Raw genomic sequence first — 12,029 nt, 5'->3', positions numbered from 1 at the left:
GTCACAAAACCGACAATGTGCTGGGCACGGTGAGTCGCAACCGCTGACGGAGATTCGATTGGGTTCATACATTCTGCGCCGCCTGCTGCTGATGATTCCGACGCTGTTCGGGATCATGGCCATATCGTTCGTGGTGGTTCAGTTTGCGCCCGGTGGCCCTGTCGAGCGGATGATTGCACAGATCAGCGGCACGGAAGTCAGTTCCATGGCCCGGATCACCGGTTCCGCTGAAGGCGACTTTGCAGGGCAAGCCCAACCGAGCGCCGCCAGCGGCGACCAGCCGCAAAACGCCTATCGCGGGGCGCGAGGGCTGTCACCCCATCTCGTCGCCCAGATCGAGCGCCAATTCGGCTTCGACCGCCCACCGCTTGAGCGCTTTTTCACAATGCTCTGGAATTATATACGCTTCGATTTCGGGCGCTCTTACTATCGGGATATTTCGGTGGTCGATCTCATCGTCGAAAAAATGCCGGTCTCGATATCGCTCGGGCTCTGGATGACGTTGATTTCCTATGGGATATCAATCCCACTCGGCATCGCGAAAGCCGTGCGCGACGGTTCGCGCTTCGATGTCTGGACTTCGGGCGTGATCATCATCGGCTATGCCATACCGGGTTTTTTGTTCGCCATCTTGCTGATCGTTCTGTTTGCCGGGGGCAGTTTCTGGTCGATCTTCCCCTTGCGAGGGTTAACCTCGGACAATTTCGCCTCGCTGCCACTGCACATGCAGATCGTCGATTATTTCTGGCATCTGGCGCTGCCGATTACTGCAATGGCCATCGGCGCTTTTGCCACGACAACGCTTTTGACCAAAAACTCCTTCCTCGATGAGATCCGAAAGCAATATGTCACAACAGCCCGCGCCAAGGGCCTGACCGAAAACCGCATTCTCTATCGGCACGTTTTCCGCAATGCGATGCTGATTATCGTCGCCGGTTTCCCTGGCGCTTTCATCGGCGCCTTTTTTGGCGGTTCGTTGTTGATCGAAACCATCTTTTCGCTTGATGGCCTAGGCCTGCTTGGCTTTGAATCCGTTCTCAACCGGGATTATCCGGTGGTCTTTGCCACCCTTTATGTGTTCTCGCTGCTGGGACTGGTCATCAGCCTGATTTCCGATCTTACCTATATGTGGATCGACCCGCGTATCGACTTTGAAAATCGCGAGGTTTGACAGCGTGGCTCTTTCCGCCCTCAACCAGCGCCGCCTTGAAAACTTCCGCCGCAACCGGCGCGGGCATATTGCCTTCTGGGCATTTCTGGTTCTGGTCGTTATCAGCCTTTTCGCCGAGTTCATCACCAATGACCGGCCAATCATTGCCTATTACAAGGGCGAACTGCTGTTTCCCATTGTTGTCGATTACCCCGAAACCAAGTTCGGCGGCTTTCTGGCCATCACGCAATACCGCTCGAATGTGATCCAACGGGAAATCAGCGAAAACGGCTGGATGATCTGGCCGATCTTCCGGTTCTCGCATCGCACGGTGAACAGTGCCCTGCCCGTACCAGCGCCCGCACCCCCGTCCTGGACAATGGATTGGGAAGAGATCTGCTCGCGGTATCCTGCCGGCGTGGACGATCCCCATTGTGTTTTCGGCAATACCCATATTCTGGGCACCGACGATCAGGGGCGCGATGTTCTGGCGCGGTTGATCTACGGGTTCCGTATTTCAGTGCTTTTCGGATTTGCGCTGACGATCATTTCCTCGGTAATCGGCGTCGCGGCCGGAGCTGTTCAAGGCTATTTCGGGGGTTGGACGGATTTGCTGTTCCAACGCTTCATCGAAATCTGGACCGCAATCCCCTCGCTTTATCTGCTGCTCATCATTTCAAGCGTGATCGCGCCGAGTTTCTGGATACTGCTTGGCATATTGCTTTTGTTCTCCTGGGTTGCGCTTGTGGGGGTGGTGCGCGCAGAGTTCCTACGCGGTCGAAACTTTGAATATGTCAACGCCGCCCGCGCGCTGGGGGTCAGCAACCGCACCATCATGTTCCGCCATCTTTTGCCCAACGCCATGGTGGCGACCGTGACCTTCATGCCATTCATTCTCGGCGGGTCAATCACTACGCTCACAGCGCTCGATTTCCTGGGCTTTGGCCTGCCGCCCGGTTCTCCGTCGCTGGGGGAAATGCTGGCACAGGGTAAGAATAATCTGCAGGCGCCATGGCTGGGGCTTACCGGCTTTACGGTGATTTCGGTCATGCTGAGCCTTCTGGTTTTTGCCGGTGAGGCGGTGCGCGATGCGTTCGATCCGCGCAAGACATTCGCGTGACGACCATGACCGAGCCCCTCCTCTCCATCCGCAATCTCGATGTCGATTTCCGTCTCAACGACCGCGTTATCCATGCGGTGCGCGACGTGAGTTTCGATATCGCACCGGGCGAGACGCTTGCTCTGGTTGGAGAATCGGGTTCGGGCAAATCGGTATCGGCCCTTTCGGTGCTGAAACTGCTTCCCTATCCTGCTGCCCATCACCCCAAGGGCGAGATTATCTTCAGGGGCATCGACCTGCTAACTGCCAGCGATTCCGCCTTGCGTAGGGTGCGCGGCAACGACATCTCCATGATCTTTCAGGAGCCAATGTCGTCACTCAACCCGCTGCACACGATCGAGCGGCAGGTGAGCGAAGTGCTCTTTACCCATCTGGGGCTTTCCAAATCCGCTGCCCGCGCGCGGGTGCTTGAATTGCTCGAAGCTGTCGGCATTCCCGATCCGGCGTCGCGGCTCAATGCGTTCCCGCATCAGCTTTCGGGTGGTCAGCGCCAGCGTGTGATGATCGCCATGGCACTTGCCAATGAGCCGGACCTGCTCATCGCCGACGAACCGACCACCGCGCTGGACGTAACCGTACAGGCGCAGGTCCTGGACCTTCTCAAATCGATCCAGAAGAAAATGGGGCTGGCCATGCTGTTCATCACCCATGATCTGGGGATTGTCCGGCGCATGGCCGATAATGTCTGCGTTATGCAGAACGGGCAGATTGTCGAGCGCGCACCCACCGCGCAGTTATTTTCCGCCCCACAGCACGCCTACACAAAGCACCTGCTCAATGCCGAGCTTGCCGAGCCTGCACCTGAGAAAGAGGCTGGCCCCACCATTCTCCAGGCCGATAATCTGCGCGTCTGGTTTCCGATCAAGACTGGCCTGCTGCGCCGGACCACCGGGCACTTCAAGGCCGTCGACGGTATCGACCTCGCAGTGCGCGAGGGTGAGACCCTTGGGATCGTGGGGGAATCCGGTTCAGGCAAGACGACGCTCGGATTGGCCATATTGCGTCTGCTGTCTTCTGACGGACGCATCGTCTTTATGGGCCAGGATATTCAAAATCGCTCATGGCGGCATATGCGTCCCCTGCGGCGCGATATGCAAATCGTCTTTCAGGACCCGTTCGGCTCTCTTTCCCCCCGCATGATGGTGGGCGACATTATTGCCGAGGGCCTCTCCGTTCATGCCCGGAAAATGTCCGCCACAGAGCGCGAGCAAGCGGTTATCCGCGTCCTTGAGGAAGTCGGTCTCGATCCCGATAGCCGTTCCCGCTACCCGCATGAATTTTCCGGCGGGCAGCGCCAGCGCATCTCGATTGCCCGCGCGCTCATTCTCGAACCAAAATTCATCGTGCTCGATGAACCTACATCGGCGCTCGATATGAGCGTGCAGGCCCAGGTCGTGAAGCTGCTGCGCGATCTGCAGGAAAAACGTGGCCTGACCTATGTGTTCATTTCCCATAACCTCAAGGTCGTACGCGCCATCGCAAACGATGTCATCGTCATGCATCTGGGCAAGGTGGTCGAGCGCGGCCCCTGCGCGGAAGTCTTTGCAAACCCGCAGCATGACTACACAAAAGCCCTTTTATCTGCTGCCCTTGAAGACACGGTGAGTTGACCGCCACCCTCTCCACATTTTCAAATGCTAGGATAAGATCGAAACAAACGGGAACGCCGTCCAAGAGAGGATGTTCATAATGCAGGCACTTCGACTCGCCATGGGTTTGGCCATCGCCAGCATGATCGCAATTTCACTGCCGGCGTCCGCGCAGGACGAGATGCAATGGCGACATGCCACCTCGCTGACCGACGAGGTGAAATACCCCGAAGGCTTTGCTCATTTCGACTACGTGAACCCCGATGCGCCCAAGGGCGGTACGGTGCGCTTGAATTCTCTGCAGACCACGTTCGACTCGTTCAATCCGGTTCTGCCGGAGGGGCAAGCAGCTTCCGGGCTTGGTCTTGTTTACGAAACGCTGATGACCAGTTCCCTCGATGAGCTTTACACCCAATACGGGTTGCTCGCTGAGGCGATGGCCTATCCTGATGACTATTCGTCCGTGACTTATCGCATGAACCCCAATGCGCGCTGGCATGATGGCGAACCCGTCACAGTAGATGATGTGCTCTGGTCATTTGAGATGCTGCTTGAAATCTCTCCATTCTATCAGAGCTATTATGCCAATGTGACCGATGTAGAGATCACCGGGGAACAGGAAATCACATTCTCTTTCGATGAGACCGGCAATCGCGAACTACCCCATATCATGGGGCAGATGCTGGTGTTGCCCAAGCACTGGTGGGAAGGCGAAAACGCCGAAGGGCAACAGCGCGACATCCGCCGCTCAACCCTTGAGCCACCCCTGGGATCCGGCCCTTATCGGCTCGACAGCTTTGTTGCCGGTCGCTCGGTGACTTATGCCCGTGTCGAGGACTATTGGGGCATCGATGAGCCGGTCAATATCGGCACCAATAACTTTGACACCTATCGCGTTGAGTATTTCCGTGATCTGACTGTCGCCTTCGAGGCCTTCAAAGCCGATACCTTCGACTGGTGGAGCGAGAATCAGGCGCGCCGCTGGGCAACAGCCTATGATTTCCCGGCCGTCAACGAGGGCCGCATTATCCGCGAAGAATTTGACGAGCCATATCGCAGCTCCGGCGTAATGGTCGGATTCGTGATGAATATGCGCGACGAGAAATTTCAACATCCGCGGGTTCGCGAAGCGCTCAATTATGCGTTCGATTTCGAGGAATTGAACCGCACCATATTTTTCGATCAGTACGAGCGTATAGACTCCTTCTTTTTTGGATCGGATTTGCGCCACGATGGTTTGCCGGAAGGACGCGAACTCGAAATTCTCGAAGACGTCCGCGACAGTGTTCCTGAAGAAGTCTTCACCCGGCGCTATACAAACCCCATAGGCGGCACTGAAGAGGCGCGCCGCGAGAATCTTCGCGAGGCGCTGCGCCTTTTTGCGGAAGCCGGTTACACACTGGACGGTACACGACTGGTCAACGAAAATGGGGAACAGTTCGGCTTTGAAATTCTACTCAATGGCCCGACAATCGAGCCGGTCGCTATGCATCTCGCCGAAAACCTCAATACGATCGGCGCCAACGTAACTGTGCGTAGCGTCGATTCTCCGCAATTCACAAATCGCGTGCGCAGCTTCGATTACGACGTTGTGTATACCGGTTGGGCGCAATCCATGTCGCCGGGCAATGAGCAACGCGACTACTGGGGAACCTCATCGGTCAATGCGGACGGTTCGCGCAATTATGCCGGGATTTCCAATCCGGGAGTGGATGCGCTTATCGATCGCATAATTTTTGCTGAAGACAGGGAAACGCTTGAGGCAGCCTCGATGGCTCTCGACCGCGTTCTGCTCGCCCAGCATTTCATCGTGCCAAGCTACGTCATCTCCTATGCACGCATTGCCCGCTGGGACCGCTTCAGCCATCCCGATCCGCTTCCCTATTACGCCATCGGTTTTCCCGACATTTGGTGGTGGGATGAAGAAAAGGCTGCTGCAACTGGCGGCGCTTCGCGCTAAGCTGTTCGGAGCCGCACATGCCCCCGGCATGTGCGGCCCTTTGCGTTTTTCTTGCTCGACAGCTCGGCTCCCTCCCGCTGTCTAGGAGAAAACATAGATGTTTCAATAGATTGGCCTTCGCATATCACAATATGATTCAAGGCAGCGCTTTATAGGTTTGCGGGCGTGTTATGACCCAAGATGTTCTCGTTCTCGGTGCCGGCATCGTTGGCGTATCGACGGCCATTCATCTCTTGCGGCGCGGCCGCTCTGTGGTTTTGGTGGACAGGGCCGACCCCGGTAAAGAGACGTCCTTTGGCAATGCCGGGATTATCCAGCGTGAAGGCGTGAGGCCGCATGCGTTCCCCCGCGATCTTGCGACGCTGGTTCAGGTCGGTATGCACTTGAGCACTGCCGCGCGCTACGATCCGCTGGCCCTGCCCAGATTCGCGCCAGCGCTGGCGCGTTATTGGTGGGAATCCGCGCCCAATCATTACAAGCGCATCGTCAAAAGCTATGCCCCGCTGATTGCCCGCTCCATCGATGAGCATGCCGACTTCATTGCCGCCGCAGGGGTTGAAGACCTGATTGTGAAGAAGGGTTGGCTCCTTGCCTATCGCACCGACAAGGCTCTGGGCGAAGCGCTGGAAAACGCGCGCATGGATTTCGAGCTTTACGGCATCAACCACCGCGTTGTGGAGCCGAGCCAGTTGGCAAGCCTGGAACCGCACCTGAAAATCAAGATGGCCGGTGCCGTACACTGGACAGATCCATGGACCGTCAAGAATCCCGGCGCACTGGTTGCGGCTTATGCCGAGCTTTTCAAATCCATGGGCGGCAAGATCGTCACAGGCGAGGCCCAGCGTCTGGACTCAGGGAAAGATGAATGGTCACTTGTCCTCAAGGATCAGACCGTCACGGCAAGAGAAGCTGTCGTGACACTTGGTCCGTGGGCACCGGAATTTCTGGAGCCTCTTGGCTACCGGCTGCCGCTTTTCGTCAAGCGTGGCTATCACATGCACTACAGCACACAAGGCAATGCAGTGCTCAACAACTGGCTGCTCGACGCGGAAGTGGGCTATCTGCTGGCGCCTATGCAGAAAGGTATCCGCCTGACCACCGGCGCGGAATTTGCGCTGCGCGATTCAGCGCCCACCCCTATCCAGCTTGGCAAGGCTGAGCGCAAGGCGCGCGATCTTTTCCCGCTCGACAAACAGCTCGACCCTAGCCCCTGGAAAGGGGCCCGCCCCTGTACGCCGGACATGATGCCGATCATCGGACCGGCAACGAAGCACAAGGGGCTGTGGGTGGCCATCGGACATGCCCATCATGGCTTTACCCTTGGGCCCGCAACCGGCCGGGTGCTGGCGGAAGCCATGACCGGCGAGCAGCCGGTCATAGACATCAAGCCCTTCTCGATGGAACGGTTTACCGGCAATTCGATCCGGAATTAACCGGCCTTCTGCCGTAGCGGAGCGTTAAGCAGCTTTGGGGCTGCCATGGCCTGTATCATTTCCAGGGCATCTTTCTCCACCAGAGGCCGGGAGAACAGGAAGCCCTGGATTTCGTTACAGCCATGAGCGCGCACAGCATCCAGTTGTGCCTCGGTTTCGACGCCCTCAGCCGTCGTTGCCATGCCCAGGCTGCGGCCCAACGCAATAACTGCCTTGATGATTTCCATATTGGCGTCCTGCGCCCCGACATCCTCGATAAACGAGCGATCGATCTTGATCTTGTCGAAGGGGAAAGAACGCAGATAGGAAAGCGAGGAATAACCGGTGCCGAAATCGTCCATCGAAATCCGCACACCCAGCGAACGCAGGGCATGAAGAACTTCCACGGTCTGTTCGGAATCGGAAATCATGACGGATTCAGTGATTTCCAGTTCCAGCCGGCTGGCTGGCAGTCCGGTTTCCCGCAGCACCCGCTGTACCGTTTCAAGCAACCTCTGACTCTTGAATTGAACTGGTGAGAGATTGACGGCAACGCTGATGTCTTCGGGCCAGCCTGCAGCGACGCGGCAGGCTTCGGTCAAAACCCACTCGCCCAGCGGCACGATAAAGCCGATTTCCTCGGCAATGGGAATGAACTCGCCAGGCGAAATCACGCCCATTTCGGAATGTTCCCAGCGCAGCAAGGCTTCCATGCAGGAAATGCGATTCTTGTCCAGATCCATGAGCGGCTGGAAGACCAGCGAAAACTCACCACGCGTCAACCCGAGCTTCAACCCGCTTTCGATCATGCGGCGATGCTGCATGATGTCGTCCATGCCCTTCTCGAAGAACCGGAAATTGCCGCGCCCGTCGCCCTTGGCACGATAGAGCGCCAGATCGGCGTTTTTCATCAGTTCGTTGCCGGTCTGGCCGTCATGGGGCGCAATGGCAATGCCGATGGAAGTGCCGATCATCACGCGATGCCCATCGATTTCCAGCGGTTCGCTGACGGCGCGAATGATGCGCTCGGCGAGCGCTGCGACATCGGTTGGACCTTTGATCGGCCCTGCCAGCAAGGCAAACTCGTCGCCCCCTAATCGTGCTGCGGTTTCGTGATCGCGCTTGGTCGTGTTAATGCGCTTGGCCACCTGTCGCAGCACTTCGTCTCCGACGCCGTGGCCGAGCGTATCGTTGATGATCTTGAAATGGTCAAGGTCAAAGCAGAGCACGGCCATCATTTCCCCGCGTTTGACGCGCGATTCCGCCATCGCCATTTCTTCATTGAAAAGCGTTCGGTTGGGCAGGTCCGTCAAAGCGTCATGCCGCGCAAGATGATGGATACGCGCTTCGGATCGACGCTGCTCGGTTATGTCCTGGTGCGTTTCCACCCAGCCCCCATCCGGCATAGGTTGATGGATCACCGAGATGATCTTGCCGTTTTCAAACTCGCAGATATCGATAGCACGCTTGCGGTCGGCAATCGTCTGTACGCGCCGCCGCAGGAAGGCCATCGGCCCGGCGTTGGGCCGCATACCGTTTTCAAATCGATAGTCGAGAATGTCGGACAAAAGCGTGCCGCGCTGTTGCAGATGCTCGGGCAGTTCGTAAAGTGCGGCATAATTTTCGTTGCAGATCACCAGCTTGTGGTCTGCATCGATCATGCACAGCCCGTGTGCCATGTTGTTGACTGCGGTTTCAAACCGCATGGCTTGCCTTTGCAGTTCCCTTTCACGTTTCTCGAGAGCGACAATATGATCCGTCGCGTCAGTAACATCTTCATGGGTTATGAGCCAGCCGAGCCCTGGCCGATACTCATAGCTTGAACGAATATTCCGGTCGCGCAGAACCTGCTCGTAGTACTTCGCGTTTCCTTTGGCGCTCGATGTTGTGCGATGCTTCAACTTGCGCAGCAGATCGGATGGCTTCAATCCGAAATAGTTGCCCGCTTCTATAATCAGCGTGCATAGATTTCTCACGCTCATGCCGACCGTCAGGTCCGAAACATCCAGACCGAAATTGGCAGCGTATTTCCGGTTGAAAATTTTCAACCGGAGATCGGAACTCCAGATTGCAAAGCCATACGGCATGGATTCCAAAGCTGCAGCTACAACGTCCTTGTCCGATAAATTGTCAGAAATCGTCGACGTCCCCACTCGACTCATTTTCCAGCGTCCTCCCTCATGCGCGCGGAGTTTCGGTGCGAACGCCTAAAGCAAGGGTGAATGAAATGGCGCAATTTCCCGATTTTCGGTGCCAGCACTAACGCAAGGTAAAAATGCAGACGGAACCAACAGCGTCTGAAGGCGTTTCTAGGAGCTGCTTTTTTATTTTTACTTTGGAGAGTTTAATGAGCCGCAATACATTGTATTTGCTTTTGGGTGCCTTGATTGTCGTGGTTATCGGGTTTGCAATTTACGCATACCAGCAGGAATCCCAGCCCAGTGGGATCCAGATCGAGATCAACGAGGAAGGTCTTTCGGTCGAAGGCAACTGATCCTTCTTGCAAGCTGCGGCATAAACGTACTTTTTTCTTCTCCCGCCTCCCGCTATTGAGTGCAGAGTAGATTCTGCAGGGGAGAGCGGGAGCATGCCAGGTCCAGCGCTGACAATCGATGATTTGAAGGAACGTGCGAGGCGCCGCGTGCCACGCATGTTCTTCGATTATGCCGATTCCGGTTCCTGGACCGAAGGCACCTACAACGCCAACGAAGCCGATTTTTCCAAAATCCTTTTCCGTCAGCGCGTGGCCGTGGACATGACCAACCGGTCACTTGCCACAAGGATGGTCGGCGAGGATGTTTCGATGCCGGTAGCCATTGCGCCGACGGGACTATCGGGCATGCAACATCCCGATGGGGAAATGCTTGGCGCGAAAGCCGCCATTGCAGCGGGCATCCCCTTTACGCTCTCAACCATGAGCATATGCTCGATCGAAGACGTTTCCGAGGCCATCGGTGGCAAGCCCTTCTGGTTTCAGCTCTACATGATGAAGGATCGCGATTTCATCGCCAACCTTATCGATCGCGCAAAGGCAGCCAATTGCTCGGCGCTTGTCGTCACACTTGATCTGCAGATTCTGGGCCAGCGGCACAAGGATCTGCGCAACGGTTTGTCCGCCCCGCCGAAAATCAATCTCAACACAATGTTCCAGCTTGCGACGCGCCCGCAATGGTGTCTGTCCATGCTGGGCACCAAGCGCCACACGTTCCGCAACATTGTTGGGCACGCCCAGAATGTTGGCGATCTGTCGTCCCTTTCCTCCTGGACAGCCGAGCAGTTCGACCCTCAACTCAATTGGGCCGATATCGCCTGGATCAAGGAGCGTTGGGGCGGGAAAATCATCCTCAAGGGCATTATGGATGCTGAGGACGCGCGCATGGCCCTCGCGACCGGCGCCGACGCGATCATCGTTTCCAATCACGGTGGCCGCCAGTTGGATGGCGCTCCCTCCTCGATTGCTGCGCTCCCCGCAATCGTCGATGCGGTTGGCGACCGGATAGAAGTGCATATGGATGGCGGCATCCGCTCGGGACAGGATGTCATGCGCGCCCTGTGCCTGGGTGCCAAGGGCGTTTATATCGGACGTCCGTGGCTTTATGGCCTGGGGGCCGGTGGGCAAAAGGGTGTTACGCGCGCGCTGGACATCATCCGCAAGGAACTCGACATCACCATGGCCCTGTGTGGCGAGCGCGACATCAACAATGTCGGCAAACACAATCTCGTCCCTGGAACATTCTGATCATGTCCGTAATCCGTGCCTATCCGCCCGCGCTCCCTCCGCATCTGGTGCAACAGGCCGTTGCTTCAGCTCTGTCGGAGGATCTCGGACAGGCCGGAGATCTAACGTCTCAGGCGACAATCAACCAGCAGGCGACAGCCCAAGCGATGATCAAATCAAGGCAGGCAGGCATCGTCTGCGGCTTCGATCTGGCGCGCGAGGCCTTTGCACAATCGGGCGCCGCACTCAACGTGGAAACGCTCGCTGCCGATGGCGACGCCATTGAGCCGGGCAAGGCACTGTTGCGCGTGTCGGGCAATGCAAGGGCGATTCTGTCGTCCGAGCGTGTTGCGCTTAACTTCATGACCCATTTGAGTGGCATCGCAACGCTTACCCGCGCCTTTGTCGATGCCGTTGCCGGTTCCGGCGCTCATATTTGCTGCACGCGCAAGACCACGCCCGGTCTGCGCGCACTGGAAAAGTATGCGGTGCGGTGCGGTGGCGGGCACAACCATCGTTTCGGGCTATCCGATGCCATTCTTATCAAAGACAACCACATTGCTGTCGCTGGCAGCGTTGCTGCCGCGATCAAGGCAGCGCAGGCCTTTGCAGGTCATCTGGTCGCGATAGAGGTTGAAGTGGATACGCTCGAGCAGTTGCGCGAGGCCCTTGACGCCGGCGCCGATGCCGTCCTGCTCGACAATATGGACAATCCCACGCTCGTTCAGGCAGTGGCCATTACCGAAGGACGGGCGAAACTCGAAGCGTCGGGCAATGTTACGCTGGAGCGCGTCGCTTCGATCGCGCGGACGGGGGTGGACTATATTTCCACCAGCCGCATTACCATGGCAGCCTCTCCGCTCGATCTCGGGCTTGACATCGACATATCGGGTTGATCGGTCTCTTTTCCGACTCTCTGCCGACAGAGTGTAACGTCCGGTTAAGCGCGATCTCAGGCGGCAGCCGCTTCGCCACCATTTCCGATGAATGTCTATAGTCAAACTTGATCTAGAACCCTATAAGCAACGTTACTATTGCGATGTGCCGGCCAATCATATATACGACCGGCATATGCTTGAC

9 protein-coding genes are annotated in these 12,029 nt (G+C 57.0%); 8 read left to right on the top strand and 1 reads right to left on the bottom strand.

Features of this window, described 5'->3' with window-relative positions; translation table 11 throughout:
- Positions 1–58 precede the first annotated feature (58 nt).
- The 5 genes from EO133_RS19090 to EO133_RS19070 all read left to right on the top strand — a co-directional run bounded on the left by EO133_RS19090 (position 59) and on the right by EO133_RS19070 (position 7,252).
- The gene (locus EO133_RS19090; protein ID WP_127074240.1) at positions 59–1,171 is read left to right on the top strand and encodes a microcin C ABC transporter permease YejB; all 1,113 of its coding nucleotides are present in this window, start codon (positions 59–61) and stop codon (positions 1,169–1,171) included.
- 4 nt (positions 1,172–1,175) lie between these two features.
- Complete coding sequence (locus tag EO133_RS19085) at positions 1,176–2,270, top strand: ABC transporter permease (protein ID WP_188681883.1); 1,095 nt, start codon at positions 1,176–1,178, stop codon at positions 2,268–2,270.
- A 5-nt stretch (positions 2,271–2,275) separates the two neighbouring features.
- Positions 2,276–3,880, top strand: a complete 1,605-nt coding sequence (locus EO133_RS19080; RefSeq protein ID WP_127074238.1) for an ABC transporter ATP-binding protein — start codon at positions 2,276–2,278, stop codon at positions 3,878–3,880.
- Positions 3,881–3,959: 79 nt separating this feature from the next.
- The gene (locus EO133_RS19075; protein ID WP_127074237.1) at positions 3,960–5,819 is read left to right on the top strand and encodes an extracellular solute-binding protein; all 1,860 of its coding nucleotides are present in this window, start codon (positions 3,960–3,962) and stop codon (positions 5,817–5,819) included.
- A 170-nt stretch (positions 5,820–5,989) separates the two neighbouring features.
- Positions 5,990–7,252 carry an NAD(P)/FAD-dependent oxidoreductase gene (locus EO133_RS19070; RefSeq protein ID WP_127074236.1) on the top strand — a complete coding sequence of 421 codons (1,263 nt, stop codon included), beginning with the start codon at positions 5,990–5,992 and terminating at the stop codon, positions 7,250–7,252.
- Here EO133_RS19070 and EO133_RS19065 read toward each other — a convergent pair.
- A complete protein-coding gene (locus EO133_RS19065) occupies positions 7,249–9,393 on the bottom strand; it encodes an EAL domain-containing protein (RefSeq protein ID WP_127074235.1) in 2,145 nt (714 codons plus the stop codon). The two genes, EO133_RS19070 and EO133_RS19065, sit on opposite strands and share 4 nt — an antisense overlap.
- A 185-nt stretch (positions 9,394–9,578) precedes the next feature.
- Between EO133_RS19065 and EO133_RS20365 the strand changes: the two genes are divergently transcribed.
- The 3 genes from EO133_RS20365 (at position 9,579) to nadC (ending at position 11,845) form a co-directional block, all read left to right on the top strand.
- Positions 9,579–9,725, top strand: coding sequence for a hypothetical protein (locus EO133_RS20365; RefSeq protein ID WP_164735103.1), 147 nt, complete (start codon positions 9,579–9,581; stop codon positions 9,723–9,725).
- A gap of 93 nt (positions 9,726–9,818) precedes the next feature.
- The gene (locus EO133_RS19060; RefSeq protein WP_127074234.1) at positions 9,819–10,970 is read left to right on the top strand and encodes an alpha-hydroxy acid oxidase; all 1,152 of its coding nucleotides are present in this window, start codon (positions 9,819–9,821) and stop codon (positions 10,968–10,970) included.
- A gap of 11 nt (positions 10,971–10,981) precedes the next feature.
- Positions 10,982–11,845, top strand: a complete 864-nt coding sequence (nadC, locus tag EO133_RS19055; protein WP_164735115.1) for a carboxylating nicotinate-nucleotide diphosphorylase — start codon at positions 10,982–10,984, stop codon at positions 11,843–11,845.
- The last annotated feature ends 184 nt before the right edge of the window (positions 11,846–12,029 follow it).

It is taken from the genome of Pelagibacterium lentulum, assembly GCF_003992625.1.
In the GTDB taxonomy this organism is placed as follows: Bacteria; Pseudomonadota; Alphaproteobacteria; order Rhizobiales; family Devosiaceae; genus Pelagibacterium; species Pelagibacterium lentulum.
Note: the sequence above shows the minus strand (reverse complement) of the source record. Positions and strands in the feature narration are given on the sequence as shown.

What these genes read in the sequence shown, in the direction of transcription:
- EO133_RS20365 (WP_164735103.1), top strand. Translation starts at nt 9,579, where the DNA reads ATGAGCCGCAATACATTGTATTTGCTTTTGGGTGCCTTGATTGTCGTG.
- EO133_RS19070 (WP_127074236.1), top strand. Translation starts at nt 5,990, where the DNA reads ATGACCCAAGATGTTCTCGTTCTCGGTGCCGGCATCGTTGGCGTATCG.
- EO133_RS19060 (WP_127074234.1), top strand. Translation starts at nt 9,819, where the DNA reads ATGCCAGGTCCAGCGCTGACAATCGATGATTTGAAGGAACGTGCGAGG.
- EO133_RS19080 (WP_127074238.1), top strand. Translation starts at nt 2,276, where the DNA reads ATGACCGAGCCCCTCCTCTCCATCCGCAATCTCGATGTCGATTTCCGT.
- EO133_RS19065 (WP_127074235.1), bottom strand. Translation starts at nt 9,393, where the DNA reads ATGAGTCGAGTGGGGACGTCGACGATTTCTGACAATTTATCGGACAAG.
- EO133_RS19075 (WP_127074237.1), top strand. Translation starts at nt 3,960, where the DNA reads ATGCAGGCACTTCGACTCGCCATGGGTTTGGCCATCGCCAGCATGATC.